The sequence below is a fragment of the Microtetraspora malaysiensis genome (genome assembly GCF_050947145.1).
Lineage (GTDB): Bacteria > Actinomycetota > Actinomycetes > Streptosporangiales > Streptosporangiaceae > Microtetraspora_A > Microtetraspora_A malaysiensis.
Genome location: NZ_CP191998.1, coordinates 2,811,246 through 2,836,383 on the forward strand (window position 1 = coordinate 2,811,246; position 25,138 = coordinate 2,836,383).

Sequence of the window (25,138 nt, forward strand, 5' to 3'; positions counted from 1 at the left end):
GCCGCGCGGAAGGTCGTCCCGGATGTCCGCGGGTCAGGAGGCGCCGCAGGTGACGGAGGACGGCGTGCCGTTGCTCCCCGACCAGTCAGCGGTGAAGCCGAACGTGGTCGAGCCGTTCGGCGCGACCGTGCCGTTGTAGCTCACGTTCCGCACGGTGACGTTCGCTCCGGACTGGCTGAGCGTGCCGTTCCAGAGCTGGGTGATCTTCTGGCCGTTCGGGAACGCCCAGGTGACGGTCCAGCCGCCGATCGACGACGAGCCGGTGTTCGCGACCGTGACCTCGGCCTGGAAGCCGTTGTTCCACTCGTTCACCTTGCGGTACGTCGCCGAGCAGGACCTGCCGGGGTTCGGCGAGGAGGTCGGGCTCGCCGACGGGCTCGGGCTGGAGGTCGGGCTCGCCGAGGGGCTGGGGCTGGAGGTGCCCCCGCCGAGCGCGCCGCTCACCCCCGTGTACGCGGGCTTGGCGTTGAAGGAGTCGTCGAACAGCAGCGGAGCGCCGTACCCGGGGAACACGTCCGGCACCCAGGAGTACTTGTCGGTGACCCCCCAGACGGTGATGCCGACGCAGCGCGTGACGTTCAGGCACGCCTTGGTCAGGGCGGCGTAGTTGGCGCTCTGGGTCGCCAGCTTGCCCGAGTCGGCCGGGGTCTGCATCCGGACGTCCACCTCGGTCAGCGCCACATCGACGCCGAGGTCGGCGAAGCGCTGCAGGTTGGCCTGCAGATCCGAGGGGACCTGGCCGAGGATGAGGTGCGTCTGGAGGCCGACGCCGTCGATGGGGACGCCCTGCTGCTTGAAGGCCTTGACCATGTTGTACACGGCCGTGCTCTTCGAGTTGATCCCCTCGATGTTGTAGTCGTTGTAGTACAGCTTGGCGGTCGGGTCGGCCGCCCGCGCCGCCTGGAAGGCGGTGGCGATGTAGCTGTCGCCGATCGTCGTCTGGAAGACCGACTGGCGGCGGGTGCCGTCGTCGTTGAACGCCTCGTTGACCACGTCCCAGGCGTACAGCTTGCCCTTGTAGTGGCCGGCGACGTTGCTGATGTGGTTCTGCATGACCGAGGTCAGCGTGGCGGCGTTGAAGCCGCCGTTGCTCACCCAGGACGGGAGCTGGCTGTGCCAGACCAGGGTGTGCCCGCGCACGCTCTGCCCGTGGCCCTGGGCGTGGCTGACGATGGCGTCGCCGCCGGTGTAGTTGAAGGAGCCGCGCGACGGCTCCGTGGCGTCCCACTTCATCTCGTTCTCGGGCGTGACCGAGTTGAACTCCCGGTCGGCGACCGTCGCGTACGCCGACTCGCCGAGGTGGTTGTTGGCCAGGGCGGTACCGAAGTACCTGCCCTGGGCCGCGGCGAGCTGGCCGAGGCCGCTGGCGGCGGACGCCGGGCCGGTCACCGCGGCGACGACGGCCGCGGCGGCCAGGGCCGTCGCGGCGAGGCCCGCCAGGGTCTTCGCAGGCGTGCGGGAAGCGCTTTCCATCATCGGGTGTGTCACCTCTTCTGTCCTTGCAGGGGTGGCCCCGGAGGCGGACACCGCCGGGGAGCGTGCCCGCCTCCCCTGGGGGCGTGGTTCGGGGAGGCGGGCGGTCAAGGGGGCGCGGGAGCTACGCGGGGGTGCAGGTGATCGGCGCCGGGTCGCCGCCCGCGCCGGACCAGCCGCCGGTGAAGCCGAACGCGGTCGAGGCGTCCGGGGCGAGGGCGCCGTTGTAGCCCACGTTCTTGACGGTGACGTTCGCCCCGGACTGGCTCAGCGTGCTGTTCCAGACCTGGGTGATCGTCTGGCCGTTCGGGAACGCCCAGCTCACGGTCCAACCGCTGATCGCGGTCCCGCCGCTGTTCGTCACGGTGACCTCGGCCTGGAAGCCGTCCTGCCAGGAGTTCGTCACCCGGTAGGTGGCCGCGCACGCCCGGCCCGTGGGGGACGGGCTGGCCGACGGCGACACCGAGGGGGAGGCGGACGGCGACACCGAGGGCGAGGGAGACGCGGACGGCGAGACGAAGGGGGAGGGGGAGGGGGTCGCGGACGGCGACGGCTCGGCGCCGGGGGCCGTGCCCCAGATCGTCGCGCCGCCGGAGTGGATCGTGATGTTCCGCACGGTCACCGGGGTGGAGCCCGGGGTGGTGGACACGCCCGAGTACGACCAGTCGTTCGACGGGTCCCAGGAGCCCGAGCTGGCGATCCGGAACTGGACCTCCCGCCGCGACTCCGACTGGCCCGCGGACGCGATGACCTGGCCCGAGCAGTCGATCGTGACGTAGTAGATCCGCCCGGAGAACTGTGTCGGGCCGGTGGCGTTCACCGACGCCTGGGCGTAGATCTCGGGCCCGTCGGGCGTCTCCGCCGGAGGGAAGTTCGTCAGCGGCGTTCCGCCGTACTCCTTGTACAGCCGGGCCAGCGCGCCGGTGAATCCGGCGTTGTAGTCGGTGGCGACCTCGTTCATCAACAACCTCCGAGGAGACCTCCGCCTTCAGGCGGAGGAGGAATCGGACTCCCTGCAGGGCAGGGCAAAGGTAGAAGATCCGCCATAAATCGAACACGCGTTCGATTCATGGCGGATCTTGTGGCAGGGTGTGCGGCATGGCGCAGACCGTGAAGCGGGCCTACAAGTACCGCTTCTCCCCGACCCCCGGGCAGGCCGCCGAGCTTGCCCGGACATTCGGGTGTGTGCGCCTGGTCTACAACAAGGCGCTGCAGGAGCGGACCCGCGCCTACAAGTTGGACGGCCGCCGCGTCTCCTACGGAGAATCCTCGGCAGCGTTGACGGCGTGGAAGCAGACGGAGGAACTCGGCTTCCTCAACGAGGTGTCGTCGGTACCGCTGCAGCAGGCACTGCGCCACCTTCAGGCCGGGTTCGCGAACTTCTTCGCCAAGCGCGCGAAGTATCCGGTGTTCAAGTCCCGCAAGAAGTCCCGCGCGTCGGCGGAGTACACCCGCTCGGGTTTCCGCTGGCGTGAGGGCCGACTGTGGCTCGCGAAGATGGATGCACCGCTGGACATTGTGTGGTCGCGCCCCTTGCCGGAGGGCTCGGAGCCGTCCACCGTGACCGTGTCGAAGGACGCGGCCGGGCGGTGGTTCGTGTCCATCCTGGTCGAGGAGAAGATTCGCCCGCTCGACCCGGCTGGCAGCGCGGTGGGGGTGGACGCGGGGATCACCGCCCTGGTCGCCCTGTCCAGCGGGGAGAAGGTGGCCAACCCCCGGTATGAGCGGGCCGATCGGCGCAGGCTGGCCAAGGCGCAGCGCTCGCTGGCCCGTAAGGCCAAGGGCAGCGCGAACCGGGCCAAGGCCCGGATCGCGGTCGCCCGCGTCTATGCCCGGATCGCCGACCGCCGCCGGGACCATTTGCACAAGCTGTCGACTCGGCTCGTCCGTGAGAACCAAACGGTCGTGATCGAGGACCTGACCGTCCGCACCATGGTCAAGAACCACAGCCTGGCCCGCGCCATCTCTGACGCATCGTGGAGGGAACTCCGCTCGATGCTGGAGTACAAAGCCCAGTGGTACGGGCGGGAGCTGGTGGTCGTGGACCGGTGGTTCCCCTCCTCCAAGCTGTGCTCGGCCTGCGGTGCGTTGCAGGAGAAGATGCCGCTGGACGTCCGCACCTGGGAGTGCGCCTGCGGCGCGGTCCATGACCGGGACGTGAACGCCGCGATGAACATCTTGGCCGCTGGGCTGGCGGACAAGTAAAACGCCTGTGGAGCTGGTGTAAGACCTCAACGAGAGTGTCCTCTCGGACGGGGCGACTGGCGGTGAAGCAGGAAGCCTGACCGGCGACGGTTGGAATCCCCCTCGTTTACGAGGGGGAGGATGTCAACACGTAGTCGCTCCGGCTGTCGGTGTAGGCGTCGTCGGCTGCCTTCGGCCCGCCGACCAGCGCGCCGTACAGGATGTGCCAGCTCGCGGCGGGTTCGGCGATGTTGTTGGACCACGAGCCGTGCGCGGTCCGGTGGTGCGGGTTCTTCGGCGGGTTGGCGCCGAACCCGATCATGTACGACGAGTTGCGGGGGTTCGCGCCGAGCGCGTAGTCGATCTGGCGGACGCCGAAGTCGTGGTAGCGCGCCTTGCGGGTGGTGTCGGTCAGCCAGTCGCTGTAGACGAGGGCGACGAACGCCGTGTTCGCCGCGTAGCGCAGCGACCCCCACTGGTCGAGCACGGCCTCGCCGCCGGGGGAGTAGGGGACCTTCTGGCCGTTCACGCCGACGGTCCAGAAGTCCAGCCAGCGGTTGGCGTCGTCGGCGTACTGCTGCTTGCCGGTGAGTTTGGCCAGCAGCACGTAGCACCCGTACGACTTGTCGTCCCAGGCGATCGGCCGCCGGTGAGAACGCGGCCGCGGCCAGCAGTGCCGCCAGAGCCGTGAACATACGCCGCATGTGGATGCCTCGCTTGGGGGGTCGGGGGCGCGACGGCGGGTCAGGCGCCGTCGCGCCCCGGCTTCGGCGGGGAGGCCGGGCCCGGTGCCCGGCCTCCCCGGCGGTACCGGGGGGTGCGGTGAAGGGTCAGGCGACACCGCTCCCCCGGGTCTGGATCACCGGGTCCGCGCCGCCGGCCTGCTGTCTCAGGGGAAGAGCAGGCCGTACTGGCCGAGGGCGGTGGCCACGTCGACCTGCGCCCAGAACCGGTGGTAGTTGAAGGTCGGCGCGGGGGCCGTGCCGTTCAGGTACGCCTGGACCTTCGGCCAGTCCGGGTCGTTCTTGTACCAGGACCGGATGGAGATGAAGGTCGAGTTCGAGTTGATCGCGTCGCCGTTCGGCATCGTGCCGGTCCAGCCGGCCGGGACGTAGACGGGGTCGTCGAGGCGGTTGTAGTCCGCCTTGGTCTCCGGCACCGACACGCCCTTGGCGTCCTGGTTGTGCTGCCAGATGCCGTCGAGCAGCGCCTTGGCGGTGCTCTTGGCGGCCGCGTGGCCAGACTTGGCGGCGTAGAACATGAGGGTCTTGGCGTAGGAGCCGGCGACGCCCACGTCGGTGGTGCGGTCGACGACCGTGACGTGCAGGCCGGTGTTGGCCGGGGGCATCCCGGGGCCGCTGAAGTTGGCGCCCGGCTGGCCGGTCCAGCGCAGCGTCGAGGGGATCTGGTAGGTGCCGTCGGCGTTCACGGTGGTGTTGGCCAGCGCCCAGGTGACCCACTTGTCCAGGATGGTCTTGGCGTTGGCGTCACCCGTGGCGTAGTAGTACTCGGCCACGCGCTCCATCGACCAGGCCTGGAAGCCGAACCACTGGTTGGACGGCGGGTCGTGGTAGACCGGCTGCCAGTCGTACGACATGCCGAAGAAGGTCGGCAGGTTCGCCGGCGGGGCCGCGTAGTGGCCCTGGTAGCTGTTGGTCGCGCCGCCCGCGATCGCGCCCTCGGCCGACTGCAGCCACTTGTAGAACTGGAGCTGGCGGGTGAGGCTCGCCGACCAGTCGGTGACCGCCGTCGTCCCCTTGGGCTTCAGCTCGGTCACGTTCGACAGCGCGTACGCGGCGAGCGGGTTCTGGTAGCCGGAGTGGTTGTGGCTCGACCCGATCCGCCAGGCCCAGCCGGCCGAGCTGTCGTTCGCGCCGCCCCAGGCGTAGTACCAGCTCAGCAGGTAGGCCGCGCTGTCCTTGCCGGTGCCGGCGGCGCAGGAGGTGGCGGTGCAGCCCTGCTTCTTGAAGTACTTGTCGTACATCGCGTAGCGCAGGTAGTCGCCCATCTTGGCGGCCTTGGCGACCGTGCCGGAGATCTGCGACTCCTTGCCCTGGTCCTTGGCCCACTGCAGCGCCCAGTAGGCCACCTGCACCGCGCGCGCGTCGGCGTCGGGGGCGTTGGTGTACTTCCACTGCTTGGCGTACGAGGCGTCCTTGGTGAACAGGTCGAGGTACCCGTTCGGGCCGCCGAACTTGAACGTGTCGCAGGACGGCTGCGGGATCGTCTCGAAGACCGACTCCTCCGGCCCGCGCTGGTAGGTGTTGATGTACGCGGGCTTGGTGGTGCCGTCGCCGCAGCGGCCGAAGCTGTAGGTGTTGTCCACGTCGAGCAGCCAGTGCATGCCGTACACGTCACCGGTGCCGTAGGCGGACTTCAGCTCGCCCGCGATCGGGTCCACGCCGACGCTCACGCCCGACTCGAGCTGGGACGGGTACTTCGTGATGTCGTCCCACTCACCGGCGTACGTTGCCGGCTTGCTCGCGTTGTAGAAGGAGTTCGTCGGCTGGTCGGCGGTGGCGGGGATGATGTACTTCTCCAGCGAGGCCCACGCGTTGTTGAACTTGCTCCAGTCCCCGGTGACCTTGCCGTACATCGCCTCCAGCCACAGGTAGTAGCTGTAGGCCTCGGACGTGGTCTCGTGGCCCTGGTCGGGGGCCTCCACCATCAGCGTCTCGACCGAGTGGTACGGCACGCCCTGGGGTGAGAAGTACCCGTTGGCCGGGTCGTGCAGCTTGTTGTACATCGTGAGGAAGTTCTGCACGTACGCGTTGCCCGGCGGGCTGACGGTCGGCGACGCGGACGGGGAGGGCGAGGCCGACGGCGACGGCGAGGCGGAGGGAGACGCCGACGGGGACGCTGACGGCGAGGGCGACGGACCGCCGCCACCGCAGGTCACCCCGTTGATCGTGAACGAGGTGGGCGCGGGGTTGGCGCCGCTCCACGTGCCGTTGAACCCGACGCTGGCCGAGCCGCCGGTGCCCAGGGAGCCGTTCCAGTCCAGGTTGGTCGCGGTGACGGCGGCGCCGCTCTGGCTCCAGTTGGCCGACCAGCCCGGCAGCGTCACCTTCTGGCTCCCCGGGAAGGTGAACTTGAGCGTCCAGCCGCTGATCGGATCGCCGAGGTTGTTGATGGTGAGGTTGGCGGTGAACCCGCCCTCGCCGGGTGAGGACGTCCACTCGTTGACCGCGTACGTCACGCCGCAGGAGACCGCGGCGGACGCGGGGGACTGCGCCAGGCCGGCCAGCATGGCGGCGGAGACGCCGGCGGCGGCTACCCAGGCGATCTGTCTCCGTGATCGTGGGAGCGCTCCCGCTCGTGGGGGTCGTGTGCGCATCTTCTGGGGTTCTCCAATGGTGGGGGGTGGCACCGGCGAGACGGAGCGCCAGGTGGCGGACGCGGCCTCGCGGTGCGGACGGACGGCTGGATCGAACCGGACATGGGAGCGCTCCCATTCAGGATTGTGGAACCACCCTCCGCGATGTCAATCGCCGTCCACGCGGCGCCCGTTCGCGCTCTCTCCCGCGCCGGGCGGGCCGCGCGCGCAGGCTGGCCTTTTGCCTGGTACGCCGCTGAATAGCAGGCGTGCACCGGTTGAAACTTTCATCTGTTTCGCCCGGGTTTGGGGCCAGGTTGGCGGGTAGGCGCATACGCATCTCCGATATGGGAGGCGACCATGGTTCACACCAGGGAAGGTCACTCGACCGGCGAACTGGTCCGGCAGATGTCGGAGCAGGTGTCCCGGCTGGTCCGGGGCGAACTGCGGCTCGCCAAGATCGAGCTCATGGAGAAGGGTAGGCACGCCGGGTTCGGCGCCGGGCTCCTCGGCGCGGCCGGGGCGACCGCGCTGCTCGGTGGAGCGGCGCTGGTCGCCGCGGCGATCATGGCGCTGGCGCTCGTGCTGCCCGGCTGGGCGTCCGCGCTGATCATCGGCGGCGGCCTCCTCTTCCTGGCCATGCTCGTCGGGGTGGTGGGCAAGCAGGTGGTGTCCTCCGCCACACCGCCGACGCCCCGTCGCGCGATGCGCAGCGTCAAGACCGACATCGGCGTGGTGCGAGAAGGCGTGCGCCGATGAGCGAGACCGGCTCCGGGACCAACCGCCACGGTGCGGGAGAGGTGGGGGTGCACAGCCACCTCGTGGAGGGCGGCGCGGTCGCCGACTCCGGCGACACCCTGAACGAGACCATCCAGCGCGTCGCCGTCGCGTGGCGGCCCCTCGCCGACGAGCTGGCGGCGGTGCGCGGCGACATCGAGCGCGACCGCGCGGAGCTGGCCCGCACCCTGGCCGAGCTGGCGTCCCGGTTCGACCTGAGGAGGCGGGCCCGTGCGAAGGCCCGCCAGGCCGGCGGCCTGATGCTGCCGGCGGCGGTCGTCGCTCTCGGCGCGGCCGCCGGGCTCGCCCTGCGCCGGGCGAGGAGGCGCCGGATGCGCGGCCGGGGAGGTGTCTGAACGCTCGTGAGTGGCCCGGCATCGCGATGATGGCACGATGTCGGGAGCATCACGAGAAGGAGCGCGCGTGGACGAATGCGTGTTCTGCGCCATCGTGGCGGGCCGCACCCCCGCCGCGACGGTGCTGTCGGACGAGGTGGCCGTGGGCTTCCTCGACGCCCGGCCGGTGTTCAAGGGGCACGTCCTCGTCGTGCCCCGCGTCCATGTCGAGACCCTGACCGACCTGGATGACGCCGACGTCGGGCCGTACTTCCAGCGGGTACGCGAGGTGGCCAGGGCGGTGGAGGAGGGCCTCGGCGTCGCGGGCACCTTCGTCGCGCTGAACAACCGGGTCAGCCAGAGCGTCCCCCACCTGCACACCCACGTCGTGCCGCGCGACCGCAAAGACGGGTTGCGCGGCTTCTTCTGGCCCCGGGTGAAGTACGCCGACGAGGGCGAGGTCATGGAGTACGCCGCGCGGATCCAGGCCGCGATCCAGAAATCTACAACGTAAAGGACGCGGCGTGGAACCTGTGGTGGCGGCCCTCGTGGTCGCGGTCCTGATCGGCGTGCCGTCCGTCGTCCTGTGGCGTGTGCTGCGCGGCCGGAGCGAGCTGGGCAGCAGCCCGGCCGAGCGGGCCACGTTCGAGACCCTGCACACGGCCTCGCTCGCCGCGCCGCCGCTGCGCGCGGGGCTCACCCAGGCCGGCGCGCTCAAGGCGTCCCGGCACCTGCGCGAACTCCTCGGCTCCCCGGCGATCGCCGTCACCGACCGCGAGGAGCTGCTCGTCTACGACGGCGCGGGCGACCACCACGCCAAGGACGCGTTCGGCCACGCCGCCAAGACGCTGGAGGACGGCAGGACCCAGGTACTGTCGCTGGACTGCATCTACCTGGAATGCCCGATCCGGCACGCCGTGGTCGTGCCGCTCACCACCGAGGACCGTGTCGTCGGCACCCTCGCCGCGTACGGCGACCACGCGTCGGCGGGGCTGGTCCGGGCGGCGCAGGAGGTGGCCCGGTGGGTGGACTCGCAGCTTGAGCTGGCCGAGCTGGACCGCTCCCGCACCATGCTGATGGAGGCCGAGGTCAGGGCGCTGCGCGCGCAGATCTCGCCGCACTTCATCTACAACTCGCTGACCACGATCGCCTCCTTCGTCCGCACCGACCCGGAGCGGGCCAGGGAGCTGCTGCTGGAGTTCGCCGACTTCACCCGGTACTCGTTCCGCCGGCACGGCGACTTCACCACGCTCGCCGAGGAGCTGCACTCCATCGAGCGCTACCTCACCCTGGAACGGGCCCGGTTCGGCGACCAGCTTCAGGTGACGCTGCGCATCGCCCCCGAGGTGCTCGCCGTCGCCGTGCCGTTCCTGTGCCTGCAACCGCTGGTCGAGAACGCCGTACGGCACGGCCTGGAGAGCAAGCCGGGCGTCGGCCGGATCTCGATCCTGGCCGAGGACGCGGGCGCCGAGTGCGGCATCAGCGTCGAGGACGACGGCATCGGCATGGACCCGGAGCGGCTGCGCCGCATCCTGTCCGGCGAGGACCGGGCCACCGGCGTCGGCCTGGCCAACGTGGACGAGCGCCTGCGGCAGGTGTACGGCGACGAGTACGGGCTCGTGGTCGAGACCGGCAGCGGCGCCGGGACCAAGGTCAGCATCCGTCTCCCCAAGTACCACCCCGGCGTCTCGGCCTGACAACCGGCCGCGTTCTTCCGGCGCGTCGATCCCGCGGGGCCGAAGCGTTGTGATCCCTGTGCCGCTGAGGCGTTGACTTCGGCTGTCCTGATTCATCACCCTCTAGGGGATTCCGTGGTGAAGGAGGGCTCCCGTGACCGGCCTGCGGGTCCTGGCGGTGGACGACGAGCAGCCCGCCCTGGAGGACGTGGCGTACCTGCTCAGGGCGGATCCGCGCATCGGCGAGGTGCTGACCGCCCGCGACGGCGCGGCGGCGCTGAAGCTGCTCGACCGCGCGATGGCCGAGGGCAGGCCCGTGGACGCGGTCTTCCTCGACATCCGGATGCGCGGGCTCGACGGCGTGGTGCTCGGCCGGCTCCTCGCCCAGTTCACCCGGCCGCCGAAGATCGTGTTCGTCACCGCGTACGAGGACCACGCGGTGGACGCGTTCGAGCTGAAGGCCGAGGACTACCTCCTCAAACCGGTCCGTCCCGAGCGGCTGGCCGAGGCGATCCGGCGGGTGTGCGGCAGCCGTACGGAGCCGGAGACCGGTTCGCAGGCGGACACGATCCCGGTCGAGCTGGGCGGGGTGACCCGGTTCGTGACCAGCACCGAGGTCCGGTACGTCGAGGCGCGCGGCGACTACGCCCGGCTGCACACCGCGACCGGGAGCCACCTCGTGCGCATCCCGCTCGCCGCGCTGGAGGAGCGCTGGGCGACCGCCGGGTTCGTCCGGGTCCACCGCAGCCACCTGGTCGCGCTCAGGCACATCGACGAGCTGCGCATCGACTCCGGCCGGTGCGTGGTGCGGATCGGCGACACGGAGATCCCCGTCAGCCGCCGGCACACCCGCGAGCTGCGCGACCTGCTGGTGCGGCGCGCGCGCAAGGCCGGGCCGCGATGACCGAGAAGCGGATCTCCGATTTGCTGCGGGTGAGCCGGTCGGGCGCCGACGCGGAGCGGCCGCGCCGGGTCGCCGTCACCAGCCCCCGCGCCGCCGCCGCCCGGCGTCCGCGCCGCCCGCTCACCACCGAGATCGACGAACAGACGCGGGTCGGCGAGGTCTACATGGCCTCACTGGTGCGGACCCAGTTCCGGCTGGCGCTGTTCGTCTGCACCGTGCTCGGCTGCGTCGTCGGCGGGCTGCCGCTGCTGTTCCTGCTGGTGCCGGAGCTGCGCTCGGCCGACCTGCTCGGCGTGCCGCTGCCCTGGCTGGTGCTCGCCGGGCTCATCTACCCCGCGTTCGTCGTCGGCGCCTGGTTGTACGTTCGGCAGGCCGAACGGAACGAGCGCCACTTCGCCGAGTTGATGGACCGCGAGTGAGCGGAGCGCGGCGGTGAGCCCCGCCTACGGCGTGACCGCGGTGGTGCTGGTCCTGTTCGCGGCGGTCCTGATCGGGGCCTTCGGCATCCGGGTGTCCCGGACAACCTCGGACTTCTACGTCGCCTCGCGCACGGTGTCGCCGCTGTGGAACGCGTCGGCAATCGGCGGGGAGTACCTCTCGGCGGCCTCGTTCCTCGGGGTCGCCGGGCTGATCCTCACCTACGGCGCGGACATGCTGTGGCTCCCGGTCGGCTGGACCGGCGGCTACCTCGTGCTGCTCGTGCTCGTGTCGGCCCCGCTGCGCAGGTCGGGGGCGTACACGCTGCCGGACTTCGCCGAGGCGCGGCTGGAGTCGATGGTGGTACGGCGCGCCTCCAGCGTGCTCGTGGTGTTGATCGGCTGGCTCTACCTGATGCCGCAGTTCCAGAGCGCCGGGCTGGTCTTCCAGACGGTGACGGGCGCGCCGACCTGGGCCGGGGGGCTGCTCGTGGCGGTGGTGGTCGCCCTCAACGTGCTGTCCGGCGGCATGCGGTCGATCACGTTCGTCCAGGCGTTCCAGTACTGGCTCAAGCTGACCGCGATGGCGGTGCCGCTGGTCTTCATGCTGATCGCCTGGCGGTCCGGCGGCTCGCCCGGCCTGCCGCCCGGCGACCCGTGGGCGCTGCCGCTGCACGGGCGGGAGCACCCGGTCTACGCGACGTACTCGCTGATCATGGCGACGTTCCTCGGCACGATGGGGCTGCCGCACGTGCTGGTGCGGTTCTATACCAACCCCGACGGCCGGGCCGCCCGCCGGACCACGCTGCTGGTGCTCACGCTGCTCGGCGCGTTCTATCTGATGCCCGCCGTGTACGGATACCTCGGCCGGGTCTACGGGCTGCCCGCCACGGACGCCGTCGTCCTCACCCTGCCCGGGCGGCTCATCGGCGGGACGGCGGGGGAGCTGCTGACGGCGCTGGTGACGGCGGGGGCGTTCGCCGCGTTCCTCTCGACGTCGTCCGGGCTGGCCGTGTCGGTCGCGGGGGTGATCGCCCAGGACCTCATGGGCGGCGGGGTGCGGCCGTTCCGCATGGCGACGGTCCTCGCGGTGACGGTGCCGTTCGCGCTGGCGGGCCTGGCGCGGACGCTCCCGGTGGCCGACGTGGTGGGGCTGGCGTTCGCGGTCGCGGCGTCCTCGTTCTGCCCGCTGCTCGTGCTCGGCATCTGGTGGCGTCGGCTCACCACGGTCGGCGCGCTGGCCGGGCTCCTCACCGGAGGCGGGCTGGCCTGCGGCGCGGGCGTCGTCACCATCGTCGGCGGGCCGTACTCGGGCTGGGTGGAGGCGCTGCTGGCCCAGCCGGCGGCGTGGAGCGTGCCGATCTCCTTCACCGTCATGATCGTGGTGTCGCTGCTGACGCCGTCCCGGGTGCCGAGGAACGTGGCCAGGACCATGGTCCGGCTGCACACCCCCGAGATCCTCGACGTGGACCGGGGTGACTGGCGGCCGCGCTCCGTCTGACTGTTCGTCGTCCGTCCTCGTCCGTCCGCGTACATCCTTGTCCGCCCTGGTACGCCGACCGACCGTCGCGGCGGCCGAGCGCTCGGCGGTATGTCCGACCGCTCGGCGCATTGATGGGACCATTCGCCGCACGCCGCACCTGCTTGACCGCCGCGAGGCGGCGGCTCACCGACGAGAGGGCCTGGGCGTCTCGTCAGGGCCGCGCCCCCCTCCTACGCTCTGCGTGATCCAGATCACAGCCGTGGGAGGTCGTGTGACGACTCGGCAACATGACGCGTCCGTTTATGAAGAGATACAGACGAGTGAGCGGTTCCGCGAGCTGCGGAGCCGGTTCCGGCGCTGGGTCTTCCCCATGACCGTCGCGTTCCTCGCGTGGTACGTGCTTTACGTCATCATGTCGGGCTTCGCCCGTGGCTTCATGGGCACGAAGCTGTTCGGCAACATCAACGTGGCCCTTGTCTTCGGCATCCTGCAGTTCGTCTCGACGTTCCTGATCGCCTGGGCCTACTCGCGGCACGCCGCGCGGAAGCTGGACCCGCTGGCCGACGAACTGCGTCACGAGGTCGAGGAGAAGACCGCCGAATGAGCCACGAGACCCTCTCGACGATCCTTTTCGTCTTCTTCGTCGCCGGCACGCTCGGCATCACCTTCTGGGCCAGCCGCAACACGAAGACCGCCGCGGACTACTACGCGGGCGGCCGCTCGTTCAGCGGCCTGCAGAACGGGCTGGCGATCGGCGGCGACTACATGTCGGCCGCGTCCTTCCTCGGCATCGCCGGCATCATCGCGCTCTCGGGCTACGACGGGTTCCTCTACTCGATCGGGTTCCTCGTCGCCTGGCTGGTGGCCCTGCTGCTGGTCGCCGAGCTGATGCGCAACTCCGGCAAGTTCACGATGGCGGACGTGCTCGCCTTCCGGATGAGCCCGCGCCCGGTGCGCACGGCGGCCGGGGTGTCCACGATCGTGGTCAGCATCTTCTACCTGCTCGCCCAGATGGTCGGCGCGGGCGCGCTCGTCGGCCTGCTGCTCGGCATCCACTCCGAGGCCGGCAAGATCTGGACGATCATCGGGGTCGGCCTGCTGATGATCGTCTACGTGGTCTTCGGCGGCATGAAGGGCACCACCTGGGTGCAGATCGTCAAGGCCGTCCTGCTGATGACCGGCGCGGCCCTGATCACCCTGCTCGTCCTCGGCAAGTTCGGCTTCAACCTGTCCAGCCTGCTGGGCGAGGCGGCGGCGAAGAGCGGCAAGGGCGACGCACTCCTCGAACCCGGCCTGAAGTACGGCACCGAGGCGCAGGGCATCGCCGGGAAGATCGACCTGATCAGCCTCGGCCTGGCGCTCGTCCTCGGCACGGCAGGCCTGCCGCACATCCTGATCCGCTTCTACACCGTGCCCACCGCCCGGGACGCCCGCAAGTCTGTCCAGTGGGGCATCGGCCTCATCGGCGTGTTCTACCTGTTCACGCTGGTGCTCGGTTTCGGTGCGGCGGCGCTGGTCGGCGGTAAGGCGATCACCGAGCAGGACAAGGCGGGCAACACGGCAGCGCCGCAGCTCGCCGAGGCGATCGGGCGGGAGATCTTCGGCGAGGTGGGCGGCACCATCCTGCTCGCGGTCATCGCGGCGGTCGCGTTCGCCACGATCCTGGCCGTGGTCGCCGGTCTGACCCTGGCCTCCTCGTCCAGCTTCGCGCACGACCTGTACGCCCACGTGTTCAAGCGGGGCAACGTCACCGAGCGCCAGGAGGTCGTGGTGGCCCGGATCTCCGCGTTCGTGATCGGCGCGGTCGCGATCGGGCTGAGCATCTTCGCGCAGTCGCTCAACGTGGCCTTCCTGGTCGCGCTGGCCTTCGCCGTGGCCGCCTCGGGCAACCTGCCGGCGATCCTCTTCAGCCTGTTCTGGAAGAGGTTCAACACCGCCGGCGCGGTGTCCGCGATCTACGGCGGTCTGGTGACGTCCGTCCTGCTCGTGGTGTTCTCGCCGGTGGTCTCCGGCGCGCCGACGGCGATGTTCCCCGACGCGGACTTCCACTGGTTCCCGCTGTCGAACCCGGGCATCGTCTCGATCCCGGTCGGCTTCCTCGCCGGATACCTCGGGACGATCCTCAGCAAGGAGTACAACGCGTCCAAGTACGCCGAGATCGAGGTCCGCTCGCTGACCGGCGTCGGCGCGGAGAAGGCCTCCGAGCACTGAGCGCGCGCTGAACAAAGCGCGGTGACCGGACCTCCGGCCATACCCCTCGGGGACGGCGCCGCGCATCCGGGACGCCCCCGGTGGCGGTCATGGTGGTCGCCTTCGGACAGAACGCCGAGGGCGTCCCGGACCCGGGTCAGGCCCGGTCGTGGGTGACACAGCGCCCCGCGGCCGGGCCGTCTCGTCTCAGCCGCCCCTCTTGCGGCCGCGAAGCGCCGGCCGGACTCCGATCGTGTCACCGACACCGTGGCGCGGCTCACCGGCCGCCCGCCCGGCACGTTCGCGCAGTGGGCCGCCGACCACGCCCCCGAGTTCCGCTGACCGCCCGGGCGGGTTGACCGCGCGCGGAGATCCTCAGTGGCCTTCCGGGTGGAAAACGCGCGGAGCGGCACCGGGACGGCCGGGACCGAAGGGTCAACTGTCCGTTGCGTGATGGTACGCCGGATCCCGCGTGGTTATCGTCGGATCCGTGTACCGGCAGACGGCCAGAACCCGGATTCTCGACGCGGCCGAGGAGCTCTTCTCGGGCGGCGGGTACGACGCGACCCCGACGGCGCGGATAGCGGAGCTGGCCGGGGTGCCCAAGGGTCTGCTCTTCCACTACTTTCCCCGCAAGATCGATGTCCTGATCTCGCTGGTGGACGAGCGGACCCTGGTCACCGAGCACGACGCAGAGGACGCTGAAGACGCCGTGGAGCGCGGGGCGGCGGCCGCGCCGGGCGACGCCGCCGGGGCCCTGTCCCGGCTGGCCCGCAGGCTGCCGCTGCACGCCTCGCCCGCCATGCGGCGGATCCTGTTCCGCGAGGCCGACACGCACCTCTCGGTGCGGGAACGGCTCGGCCGCCTGAACGCGGAGATCATCACACGGGCGCGGTTCGCCCTCGAACTCGCCATGCTCGGCGGTCGCGGCGACGCGGCCCGGCTGGAGGCGGCCGCCGCCACGTTCGCCGCGGTCCTGCTCTATCAGGAGAGCATCTGCCAGCTCACCGGCCACCACATCGATCCGGACGCGGTCGCCGAGCTGATCGCGCACGCGCTGGGCTGACCCCCGCGATCGACGGCCGACCTCGTCGCTCGCCTCAGGCGGGGATCTTCTCCACGGCATCGGGCTCGGCCGTACCGGGGTCCGGCGCCGACCGCCCGGCGCCCTCCGCCGTCCCGGGCTGCCGCTGCGCCGGGCCCGGCTCCTCCGGCTCCATCGCCGCCGATTCCCGCTCGGCGGCCCGCTCACGCTTGGCCAGCGTGGTCAGCTCCTCCATCGCCTCGTCGATGTGCCCGATGAGGCTCCACACGTCCGAGACCCGCGTCGGGCAGGCCACGACGCCGAGGTCGAGCCGTCCGTCGTAGGAGATGCAGGTGATGCTGAGCGCGCCCGTCACGTCGGTCAACACGGACATCGGGTAGTACGACAGCACCCGAGCCCCGCACAGGTAGAGCGGGAACGGCGGTCCGGGTACGTTGGACACGATCAGGTTGACGCCGGTGCCCACCATGCCCGCCAGGCGGAACAGGGCCGGTGTCGCCAGCGCGGAGAACGGCGCGGGGAACAAGGCGCACACGTCGTTGAGCCAGGTCGCGGGCGACACCGCGAACCGCCGCTTGGCCGCCAGCATGGCCGAGCGCACCGTCGACAGCCGTTCCTTCGGGCACTCGATGTTCGTCGCCAGCGGGGTGATCATGGCGGAGATCTGGTTGCCGATCGTCTCGCTGCCGCGCGCCGTACGGACCGCCACGGGGACCGCCGCGATGAGCGGCTGATCGGGCAGCGCGTCACAGGAGATCAGCCAGCGGCGCAGCGCCGACGCGCACAAGGTCATGACGACGTCGTTCACACTCATCCCGAAGGTGCGGGAGACCCGCCGGATCTCTTCCAGGGGGATCGAGCCGAAGGCGAAGCTCCGCTCGCCGGAGATGACCCCGTTGAACGGCGTACGCGGGGCGGCCAGCGGCGGCAGCTCCGGCCGGGGCCGTTCGTCGCCGAGCAGTCGCCGCGTCGCGCGGGCGATCATCCGGGCCCCCGGCAGGGCCGAGGCGAGAGGGATGGCGTCGAGGTCGGCCACCGCCCGGGTGAACGACCGCAGCGCCGCGACCGGATGGACGACCGAGCGGGCCAGCCCGCCCGCCAGCAGGCCGATCTGCTCCGGCGTCTGCTCCGCCGGGACCTCCGGAGGCGTCTCGACCAGGCGAGGCTCGGGGGAGAGGTCCATCAGGGAGGCGAGGATCTCGGCGCCGGACACCCCGTCGATGGCGCAGTGATGGACCTTCGTGTAGAGCGCCACCCGCCCGTCCGGCAGGCCGTGGATCAGGTGCATCTCCCACAGCGGCCGGCTCCGGTCCAGCCGGCGCGCGTGGATGCGGGCGACGTGCTCGGCGAGCTGGTCGTCGTCGCCGGGGGCCGCCAGCGTCGACTCGTACACGTGCTCGCGCAGGTCCAGGTCAGCGTCCTCGATCCAGTACGGCCGGTCGAGGGCGAGCGGCACGTCGGCGATCCGCATCCGCAGGGGAGGAGCGAGGTGAATCCGCTCGCGCAGCAGATTGATCAAGCCGTCGCGGGTGACCGTACCGGTGGGGGCGCACGCCGGATCGAGGATCGCCACGCCCCCGACGTGCGATGCGGTGGTGTGCGACTCCGCGCTCAGAAACTGCGCGTCGAGTGCCGTGAGCTGGCGCATCGGTGATCCTTCCTGCTCTCCTCCGCGCTCCGGTGGCGGACGATCATTGTCCGCTCCCGAAGTGTGACCATCATCTCCGTGCCGGGTTACCGGCGCGTTTCCTGCGCGTCTCCGGGGAGATTTGGGCCGCGCGTGACCCCGGCATGGGGCCCGGGACAGGCCACCGGAGCGGGACCTGTGCAGGTCGGACGCGCCTGACCTCTCCTGATGCAGGTGAGGTGGCCTTGTGGTGACATTCCCGTGGGCCCGCTCGTCTAGTGCCGTGATCAGCCAACCTTTGCCGGGGTTGGGGGTGAGGATCTCATTCGGGCCCCGGTGGTTCCCTTCCGCTCCCTCGATTCCCTCGATCCCGGTGAACCTGTGCGGACAGGGACCTAGCCGGTCACCGTGACCGGATGCCGCACGATCCCGTCGTAGAGATAGCCGAACGTGTTGTGCGGGGTGCGCTCCGGCTGGGTGGCCCCGGTCTCGTCCGTGGCCCGGGCCATCAGGACGTACCGGCCGGGATCGCGAGGGAACCAGGCGATGTGCCACGGCGTCCAGCCGGCCGCGGGGGCGCGGCCCCGGCTCACGGCGCGCTGCCACGACCGCCCTCCGTCGACGCTGACCTCGACCCGTACGATCCGCCCGGTGCCCGACCATGATCGGCCGCGCAGGATGTGCCGCTGTCCGGCCTGGAGCGCCGCGTTCCAGGGCAGCTCGAACGCGCTCTTGACCACCTGGGTGGTCAACGGCTCCTCAGGTCGGCCCGGGCCGAACATCCGGTAGAGGTCGGTGCTCCAGGGCGAGGACAGCGGGGCGGTGGAGACCTCGATGTCGCCCACCCACTTGATCGAGGCGATCCCGGTCCAGCCGGGGACGACCAGCCGCGCGGGGAAGCCGTGGTCGGGCGGCAGCCGCTCGCCGTTCATCTCGTACGCGAGGAGCACGTCGTCCAGGGCCTTGGCGATCGGCAGCGGGCGGCGGACGTGGCCGAGGTTCACGCCGTTGTCGACGTACTCGGGGTCGAGGCCGGTGGGCAGGACGTCCACGGCGTCGCCGCGGAGCCCGGCCAGGGCGAGGAGCGTGGACAGCGGCACGCCGCGCCAGCGGGCCACGCCGATCGCGCCGAGCCGCCACGGCGTGCCGGGGGCACCCTGTCCCTGCTGCGCGGCGAAGAGGGAGCGCCCGTTCCCCGCGCACTCGATCGCCACGTCCGCGGTCCGCGTCGGCAGGGCGAGCAGTTCGTCGTACGTGAAGTCGCGGGGACGGCGCAGCCCTGACCCGTGCAGCCTGAGCCGCCAGGTGGCGGCGTCGATCCGCGGGGTCGAGGTGTGGTTCCGGACGAAGAAGCGGTCGTTGGGCACGTGGTAGCCCCGGCCGCGCATCGCCTCCCAGCGCATCTCGGCACAGGAGCCGTGGATGTCGAACAGTTCGGGAGGCAGCGGCTTGACGATGGCCCGCTCCGCCTCGTCGTCCCCGGACAGCCCGTCGGGGCCGGCGGATGCTTCGCCGCCGGGGTGGGCGCCGGTACGGGGGGAGGGGAGTGACGGAGTGCGGTGGGTCTCCTCGCGCGGGTGCGGAATGCCGGACCCGGAGACGGACGCGCCGGTCAGGTCATCAAGAGCCATGGTGGACCACCCCTCCTTGAATTTCCTATTTACCTACTAGGAAACCATTGAATCAGTGAGTGCGGGATGTCAACGGGGGGCGTGCCGTTGGTCCACCAGGATTGCGCGCCCGCGGGCCGCGTCAGGTGGGCCTGTTCCAGGCGGACCCCGTCCTGTCGGTGGAACTCGTCGAGGAGGTGCCGAGGGCGACACGGGTGCCGCCGTGATCGATGTCGGCGGCGGCGCGACCCTACTTCCGCCCGCTTCCCTGCCGCGGCGACCACGGCAGATAGCCGGCGCCGATCGCGATGAGGCAGCCGAGGGCCGCGTCTGCGGGACGGATCGCGAGCATCCCCGCCCCCGTATGGTCGGTGAGCGCGCCCGCCAGGACCGGACCGCACATGCCGGCGGCCCCGGCGAGCATCGGGCCGACGGGGAGAGCGCGGTACGCGGCCCGGGGTGGCCTGTCCCGCTGCGCCTTCGTGGTCGTCACCGCACCCCCAGGCACGATCGGCGAATGCTACGCAGATCGATCGCCCTGACAGAGGAAGGCGCCGACGTACTCATGCGGTACGCGCAGGAGTCCGACGCGTGGCTGGCCCAGAGGATGGCATGCGAGCTCACCCCGACCGAACGCGGGCTCCTGCGCCTGGCCGCCGGCCTGCTGGACCGGCTGGTGAGCGGTGACGGCGAGGGCCGGGAGGCGGACGGCTCTTCCTGAATCATGTGAAGGCGGGTCGGCCCCGGCCGCAGGACCGGCACACCCCCCTCGTGCGGTAGTGGTAACCGACAGCCGCGAGCCCCATCGCCAGTCCCATGATCAGGAACCAGGCGTAGATCACGTCGAACACCCACAGCGAGACGCCCTTCATCGACACCTGTGCGATGCCGAGCACGGTCGCGATCCGGTAACCGATGCCCAAAATTCCGACCGGGACCAGCATCACGCAGCCGACGAACGCGGCCGTGAGCGGCAGCCAGCGCGGCATCCGCAGCGGAGGCCGCCAGGTGCGGGCGAAGCCCAGCCCGAGCGCCATCCCGATCAGCGCCAGCAGGGCCGTGTCGCCCATCCCCGACGACCACAGCCGAACCTCCCCGAACGCGTGGGGATCGTCGAGCCCGATGGTGCCGCCGAGGCCCCACTGGGCCTTCAGCGCGCCGTACCCCGCGGCGAGTGCCACCGTCGCGTACCCGGCTCCTACGCTCAGCCTGTCCCACATCCTCCGACCCTCGCCGGCGGTGGCCGTGGGCGTCCTCCGGCTCTCGCCGGCGGTGGACGTGGGCACGGGCGGGCGCCCGCACCGCCGGCACGCGCAGCGGGCGCGGCGGTGGCGCCGTACGGCGGAGACGAGCAGCGCCGTGCCGACTACGAGTGCGGCAGCGCGGGCGGCGGTCATCGGCCAGTCGAGCGACAGCTGGACCGCCTCTTCGGCCCCGGTGACCGCCGCGAGGGCCGCCATGACCACTCCGACGATGTCGAAGGCGATCCCGGTCGCCCCGAAACCGGCCAGCCCGACGCCCGCCATGACCGCAGCGACGGTGGCCGCCGTATGTGGTCTTGTTGTCTTCATGGCCTCAGCCTGACGGCGTGGGCCGGGCCGATCCTCCCCGTCCAGCGGGACTCCGCTCCCTCCGGAGAGGGATGAGCGTCCTCGTGGGGCCGCGGCTCTCGTGGAGCGAGGTGCCGCGCCGCTCTAGCGGCCGAGGAAGGCGAGCAGGCGGTCCAGCGGCCAGGTGTTGATCACGTCGTCGGGGGTCAGCCAGGCCCGCTGGGCGACGCCGACCCCGAACTTCAGATTGGCCAGATGCGGGATCGCGTGCGAGTCGCTGTCGATCGAGAACTTCACCCCGTGGTGGCGGGCCCGCCGGACCAGGTCGGACGGGAGGTCGGCCCGGTCCGGGAACGAGTCGATCTCCATGGCGGTCCCGGTGCGCGCCGCCGCCCGGAAGACCGCGTCCCAGTCGGCGTCCACCGGGGGTCGCTTGCCGATCTTGCGGGTGGTCGGGTGGCCGATGACGTGGACGTTCGGGTTCTCGCACGCGGTGATGAAGCGGCGGGTCATCTCGTCGCGGCTCTGCCCGAAGTGCGAATGGACGGACGCGACGCAGATGTCGAACTCCTCCAGAACCTTGGCCGGCCAGTCCACCGAACCGTCGGGGCCGATGTTGAGCTCGGTGCCATGCAGCAGCCGCATGCCGGGATATCGCCCCTGCAGCGCGGCGATCTGGGCCCTCTGCTGGAGCGCCTTCTCCAGGGTCATCCGCTGCATGAACAGCTCGGGCGCGTGGTCGGTGACGGCGTAGTAGGCGTAACCCCGGCCGGCCGCCGCGGCCACCATGTCGTCGAGCGAGGCGATGCCGTCGGTCAGATTCGTGTGCGTGTGCAGGTCGCCCTTGATGTCGCCCAGCTCGACCAGGCGGGGGATCCGGCCGTCGAGCGCCGCCTTGACCTCGCCGCCGTCTTCGCGCAGCGTCGGCGGCACCCACTCCATGCCGAGCGCGCGGTAGATGTCCTCCTCGGTCTCCGAGGCGATGACGTCGTCCTCGCCGTCGAACAGGCCGTACTCGGAGAGCTTCCACCCCTTCTTGACGGCGATCTCGCGGATGTGGACGTTGTGCTCCTTCGACCCCGTGAAGTAGACGAGCGCGGCGCCCCACGACTCCGCCGGGACCAGGCGTAGGTCCACCTGGATGCCGCGGTCGGTCCGGACCGAGGTCTTGCGGTCGCCGCGCGCGATCACCTCGGTGACGTACGGCTGCGCCACGAAGGTGGCCATCAGCTCGACCGGGCCGACGGCGAGGATGTCCACGTCGCCGATCGTCTCGCGCATCCGCCGCAGCGAACCGGCGTACGCGATGCGCTCGGCGGGCACCGAGGCGATGACCCTTTCGGCCAGGTCCATGGCGATGCCGATGTGGACCCGCCGGGCCGACTGCTCCAACTGCTCGACCCCTTTGAGCAGGTTTTCCGCGGTCTTCGGGCCGAATCCGCGCAGCCCGGCCAACCGGCCGCCCCTGATCGCCTCGGCGAGGGCGGCGGGGGAGTCGATGCCGAGCTCCTGGAACAGGAACAGCGCCTTCTTCGGCCCCAGCGAGGGGACCCTCGTGAGCTCGCGCACCCCGTCGGGCACGACGGCGCGCAGCTCGTCGAGCTGGCGGAAGCTGCCCCGCTGGAGGAACTCATCGACCTTCTTGGCGATCGCCTCGCCCACCCCCGGGATCTTCCGCGGATCCGTCTCGCGGAGATCCTCCGGGTAGCCGGCGATCGACTTCGCCGCCTTCTGGTAACTGCGGACGCGGAACGCGTCCCCGCCGTTCAGCGCGAAAAGCTCCGCGTATTCCTCGATCGCGGCAGCCGCATCATCGTTCGACCGACCCATGCCCTGCAGCGTACGGTGTGCCCCTGACAATCTTCGACGCCGCCACGGACGGCCACAGCGGGCGCCGCGAGGAGGCCCGCCGGGACCGAGGCGCCCCTGGGGACGTTGCTCCGTGGGCGCTGGCCGTCCGCTTCACTGGCCGTCCGCTTCACTGACCGTCCGCTTCACCGGCCGTCTGCTTCACCGGCAGGCGACCGCACCGGCGAGAGCCGGGCGGCGTCGCCGAGGCCCGATGCCGCCCGCACCGGGCGCTCGCCCTGCGCGTCTCGAACGACGTCCGGCTCGGGCAGGACCGGGCCGGACGCGCGCTCGAGGTATGACGCGGATGCTCTACCGATGGCGTGTTCGGCCTCCTCGTACATATGGCGAATCTAGCCTTTAGGTACCCAGCAGATCGGTGGTCTGTAATTATTGTCCTCGGCGCTCACGTAATCCACGCGAACCGTTTCGGCGGAGTCGCCCTGCTTTTCGCAGATCGAATAGCTCACTTCATACCAAGTCGCACCACCCGTACAGGGCGTAGGACCGTCGACACGTAACCCATTAAGGCCAGAACAATCTCTGAGGTGATCTCTCCAGATGGAGTCGCATGTCGCGATCTGCCGGAAGGTGCCGGCTTTGAGATCATGCAAGCACCCGATCCTCATGTTCGACCCGAATGCGCACTCATTAGGGGATAACCCTTCATGGGCGCAAGCAAGATACTTGTCGAGAAGGTCGGAGCAGCTCACCCTCGCCGTATGACACACACCGAGAATCTCGATATATGTTGAGCAGAACATGTAATCGCTTCGCGTGTCGTCGCGACAATCGTAGTAGGCGTCTCGCGCCTTCACACAGTCGAAATCGATGTCCGGACCAAAGCTGCCCGGACCAAAGCTGCCCGGACAGCGCAGCAACGCTCTCTCGGCTGCGGCGCACACGTCATCAGACCGTTTCGGTTTTCCCATCCGGCATGACAGGTAAGATTCGAACGATGAGGCGCAGTCGTATTCGCCGAAAAAGATGGCCAGTTCTCCGCGACGGCATTCGATTCGGACGATCAGCGCTTGCTGGCACAGTGTGGCCGAATTTTTCACCGGATGCCGCTTCATGCACGCCTTATACCCGGGAACTTTGGAACGACAATCCAAGCCCCTCGGCCCCCGGCCCTTCGGGCAAAGATCGTCGGCCGCGGCATGCGAACTGCTTTCGTCCAGAAAGCGCCACGTCGGCTGCGGCCGTGGGACCTTCGAAGTGGTTGCGGTTGTGGAACAACCGGTCAAGATGGCAATGGCCGTGACCGTGGCCAGCACGCACCAGATCCACCGTCTCCCTGCGGCCATGTGCCCTCCCAATCGATCGCAGGTCCGGCATCAGCCTGTAGACATGGGCATAATGGGCTCGCTATGCCGAATCCGCCATTTGTATCACGACGGTTCAGTTACGGCACCCCGCGTGAACTCTTTCTACTGCCCAGACGGGACGATCAGGGCTTCTACCTCAGCCCTCTATGGCCCTGCTGCTCACGAAGGTGATCATCCGGATCCCGGAGCGCTCCGGGGTTTGGGGCAGGGCCCCAAGGTTTTCCCACGAGCTGACGCGCAGTTTTCTCTCTACCCACGCCTTCGCTGGTCGTCCGAACGCGCGCCGCGTTAACGGGTGGTTGGCAGGTGTTCGAGGTTTCGTCTGGTCTCCATCACCTGCGGAAAGAGACTCTCATCGGCATAAACGTATGCCGCCAGTTCGCCACTGCGACGCTCAGCTTGCCGAAGGCCGCGCGCCCGACGCGGCGGGATCGGCCCGAAGAGGCCGCACGCCCGCCGGAGGCGAGGCGCGGGCCTGCGGCTCTGCTCGTGCGGGCGCGAGTTCTCGGACATGCGGTTGACTGGCTTCCTGCGGCTGCGCTTTGCTCTCCTCGCTTTCGTCCTGGTGCCCTCGGCTGACACACCCCACGACTTCGCGCGCCTCTCACTCTCTCCTCAGTGCGGGCGGCGCGTGCCTCCCGCCGAAGGCGGCTTGACCCTGTAGTGAAAGTCCTCACCGAATCGGGTCTTGTGCCGGGCTCGTGACGGCGACGGCTGACCTGAAAGGAGGTGTGCCCTGGAGCGAATCGACAGCTCAACGGGGCAATTCAAGCGTGTGGGTCGGCGAATGAGGAACGTCAGGCGGCCAGATTCAACATGCTGCATGAAGTGAACCGCTTGTTGTAGTGCGGCTGTATGGCGACGAATTTGGTCCAGCCGTTGCGTTCGGCGGTGCGCTGGGCCTTGGCGAACTGCCAGGCGTACATGGAGGAGGCGCCGATGTAGCGGGCCTTTCCGGCGCGGACGACGTCGTTAGCCTCGATCTTTCGTGATCTTCGTTTGGTTGGCTGAGCTGTTCGGCTGAGATTGTTTTCGCGGCCCTGGTCAGCTCGTTGGCCCGGCTGTCGCGCCGGGTGAGCGGGGTTCCACGGGCCCACGGTTCCTTTCCTGGCCGTAGGGACGGTTTGGTACTGGTCAGGTCGGCGCGGGCAGGGTGTTCAGTCGCGCCAGAGCGGTGATGATCTGTGCCGCCCATGGCCATCGTGTGGCGATGCGAAGGCGGAGGCGTCGGCCGCCGCGGAGGCGACGGCGAACAGGCGTAGCCGCAGGCGGTTGGGTTCGTAGCGGCGAGCGGGGGTGCCGTGCGTCGTCGGTGAAGGTGAACCCGACGGAGTAGGCAAGCCGTCGGCCTGGGCGAGTGAGCCAGGTGAGGAACT

Annotated in this window: 20 protein-coding genes and 4 pseudogenes; 12 read left to right on the forward strand and 12 right to left on the reverse strand. The window is 70.1% G+C overall.

What is annotated here, in order from left to right; translation table 11 throughout:
- Nucleotides 1-33 precede the first annotated feature (33 nt).
- Together ACQP1V_RS13400 and ACQP1V_RS13405 are read right to left on the reverse strand one after the other, a co-directional pair.
- Complete coding sequence (locus ACQP1V_RS13400) at nt 34-1,488, reverse strand: endo-1,4-beta-xylanase (protein WP_433422580.1); 1,455 nt, start codon at nt 1,486-1,488, stop codon at nt 34-36.
- 109 nt (nt 1,489-1,597) lie between these two features.
- Nucleotides 1,598-2,431: pseudogene (locus ACQP1V_RS13405) on the reverse strand (cellulose binding domain-containing protein); the annotation flags it as partial.
- A 140-nt stretch (nt 2,432-2,571) separates the two neighbouring features.
- Here ACQP1V_RS13405 and ACQP1V_RS13410 point away from each other — a divergent pair.
- A pseudogene (locus ACQP1V_RS13410) lies at nt 2,572-3,758 on the forward strand (RNA-guided endonuclease InsQ/TnpB family protein).
- 47 nt (nt 3,759-3,805) lie between these two features.
- Here the strand turns inward: ACQP1V_RS13410 and ACQP1V_RS13415 are convergent.
- Both ACQP1V_RS13415 and ACQP1V_RS13420 read right to left on the reverse strand, forming a co-directional pair.
- Nucleotides 3,806-4,315, reverse strand: a pseudogene (locus tag ACQP1V_RS13415) (glycoside hydrolase family 9 protein); the annotation flags it as partial.
- Between the two features lie 231 nt (nt 4,316-4,546).
- Nucleotides 4,547-6,994, reverse strand: a complete 2,448-nt coding sequence (locus ACQP1V_RS13420) for a glycoside hydrolase family 48 protein (RefSeq protein ID WP_433422582.1) — start codon at nt 6,992-6,994, stop codon at nt 4,547-4,549.
- Between the two features lie 339 nt (nt 6,995-7,333).
- Between ACQP1V_RS13420 and ACQP1V_RS13425 the strand changes: the two genes are divergently transcribed.
- From ACQP1V_RS13425 to ACQP1V_RS13470, 10 genes are all read left to right on the forward strand, one after another.
- A complete protein-coding gene (locus ACQP1V_RS13425) occupies nt 7,334-7,732 on the forward strand; it encodes a phage holin family protein (protein WP_433422584.1) in 399 nt (132 codons plus the stop codon).
- Nucleotides 7,729-8,106, forward strand: coding sequence for a DUF3618 domain-containing protein (locus tag ACQP1V_RS13430; RefSeq protein ID WP_433422587.1), 378 nt, complete (start codon nt 7,729-7,731; stop codon nt 8,104-8,106). Before ACQP1V_RS13425 ends, ACQP1V_RS13430 begins: the two co-directional genes overlap by 4 nt.
- Nucleotides 8,107-8,143: 37 nt before the next feature.
- Nucleotides 8,144-8,599 (forward strand): HIT family protein, encoded by a 456-nt coding sequence (locus ACQP1V_RS13435; RefSeq protein ID WP_433422590.1) that lies wholly within the window; start codon nt 8,144-8,146, stop codon nt 8,597-8,599.
- A gap of 10 nt (nt 8,600-8,609) precedes the next feature.
- Entirely contained in the window at nt 8,610-9,782 is a 1,173-nt protein-coding gene (locus tag ACQP1V_RS13440; protein ID WP_387415165.1) for a sensor histidine kinase, read from the forward strand.
- 133 nt (nt 9,783-9,915) lie between these two features.
- The gene (locus ACQP1V_RS13445) at nt 9,916-10,665 is read left to right on the forward strand and encodes a LytR/AlgR family response regulator transcription factor (RefSeq protein WP_433422594.1); all 750 of its coding nucleotides are present in this window, start codon (nt 9,916-9,918) and stop codon (nt 10,663-10,665) included.
- Nucleotides 10,662-11,084 carry a hypothetical protein gene (locus tag ACQP1V_RS13450; protein WP_433422596.1) on the forward strand — a complete coding sequence of 141 codons (423 nt, stop codon included), beginning with the start codon at nt 10,662-10,664 and terminating at the stop codon, nt 11,082-11,084. The genes ACQP1V_RS13445 and ACQP1V_RS13450 overlap by 4 nt, the downstream gene beginning before the upstream one ends.
- Before the next feature lie 13 nt (nt 11,085-11,097).
- On the forward strand, nt 11,098-12,582 hold the full coding sequence (locus ACQP1V_RS13455) for a cation acetate symporter (RefSeq protein WP_433422599.1): 1,485 nt from the start codon (nt 11,098-11,100) through the stop codon (nt 12,580-12,582).
- A 253-nt stretch (nt 12,583-12,835) separates the two neighbouring features.
- Nucleotides 12,836-13,168 (forward strand): DUF485 domain-containing protein, encoded by a 333-nt coding sequence (locus ACQP1V_RS13460; protein WP_433422602.1) that lies wholly within the window; start codon nt 12,836-12,838, stop codon nt 13,166-13,168.
- Entirely contained in the window at nt 13,165-14,775 is a 1,611-nt protein-coding gene (locus ACQP1V_RS13465) for a solute symporter family protein (RefSeq protein ID WP_433422605.1), read from the forward strand. Before ACQP1V_RS13460 ends, ACQP1V_RS13465 begins: the two co-directional genes overlap by 4 nt.
- 469 nt (nt 14,776-15,244) lie before the next feature.
- A complete protein-coding gene (locus ACQP1V_RS13470; RefSeq protein ID WP_387415158.1) occupies nt 15,245-15,820 on the forward strand; it encodes a TetR/AcrR family transcriptional regulator in 576 nt (191 codons plus the stop codon).
- A 34-nt stretch (nt 15,821-15,854) separates the two neighbouring features.
- Here ACQP1V_RS13470 and ACQP1V_RS13475 read toward each other — a convergent pair whose 3' ends face one another.
- The 3 genes from ACQP1V_RS13475 to ACQP1V_RS13485 all read right to left on the reverse strand — a co-directional run bounded on the left by ACQP1V_RS13475 (nt 15,855) and on the right by ACQP1V_RS13485 (nt 19,529).
- Nucleotides 15,855-17,447, reverse strand: coding sequence for a WS/DGAT/MGAT family O-acyltransferase (locus tag ACQP1V_RS13475; RefSeq protein ID WP_433422608.1), 1,593 nt, complete (start codon nt 17,445-17,447; stop codon nt 15,855-15,857).
- 374 nt (nt 17,448-17,821) lie between these two features.
- A complete protein-coding gene (locus ACQP1V_RS13480) occupies nt 17,822-19,057 on the reverse strand; it encodes a sulfite oxidase (RefSeq protein ID WP_433422611.1) in 1,236 nt (411 codons plus the stop codon).
- 229 nt (nt 19,058-19,286) lie between these two features.
- Complete coding sequence (locus ACQP1V_RS13485) at nt 19,287-19,529, reverse strand: hypothetical protein (RefSeq protein WP_433422614.1); 243 nt, start codon at nt 19,527-19,529, stop codon at nt 19,287-19,289.
- A gap of 24 nt (nt 19,530-19,553) precedes the next feature.
- Here ACQP1V_RS13485 and ACQP1V_RS13490 point away from each other — a divergent pair, with 24 nt between their 5' ends.
- Nucleotides 19,554-19,757, forward strand: coding sequence for a hypothetical protein (locus ACQP1V_RS13490; protein WP_433422616.1), 204 nt, complete (start codon nt 19,554-19,556; stop codon nt 19,755-19,757).
- A 1-nt stretch (nt 19,758) separates the two neighbouring features.
- On the opposite strand, the gene ACQP1V_RS13495 is transcribed toward ACQP1V_RS13490, so the two are convergent.
- The 5 genes and pseudogenes from ACQP1V_RS13495 to ACQP1V_RS13515 form a co-directional block, all read right to left on the reverse strand.
- Nucleotides 19,759-20,607: a hypothetical protein gene (locus tag ACQP1V_RS13495; RefSeq protein WP_433422619.1), complete on the reverse strand. Its 849-nt coding sequence runs from the start codon at nt 20,605-20,607 to the stop codon at nt 19,759-19,761.
- A gap of 123 nt (nt 20,608-20,730) precedes the next feature.
- The gene (gene polX, locus ACQP1V_RS13500) at nt 20,731-22,416 is read right to left on the reverse strand and encodes a DNA polymerase/3'-5' exonuclease PolX (protein ID WP_433422621.1); all 1,686 of its coding nucleotides are present in this window, start codon (nt 22,414-22,416) and stop codon (nt 20,731-20,733) included.
- Nucleotides 22,417-22,580: 164 nt separating this feature from the next.
- Nucleotides 22,581-22,778: a hypothetical protein gene (locus ACQP1V_RS13505; RefSeq protein WP_433422624.1), complete on the reverse strand. Its 198-nt coding sequence runs from the start codon at nt 22,776-22,778 to the stop codon at nt 22,581-22,583.
- 9 nt (nt 22,779-22,787) lie between these two features.
- Entirely contained in the window at nt 22,788-23,510 is a 723-nt protein-coding gene (locus tag ACQP1V_RS13510) for a hypothetical protein (protein ID WP_433422626.1), read from the reverse strand.
- 1,091 nt (nt 23,511-24,601) lie between these two features.
- Nucleotides 24,602-24,745 (reverse strand): annotated as a pseudogene (locus ACQP1V_RS13515) (aldo/keto reductase); the annotation flags it as partial.
- Nucleotides 24,746-25,138: the final 393 nt, after the last annotated feature.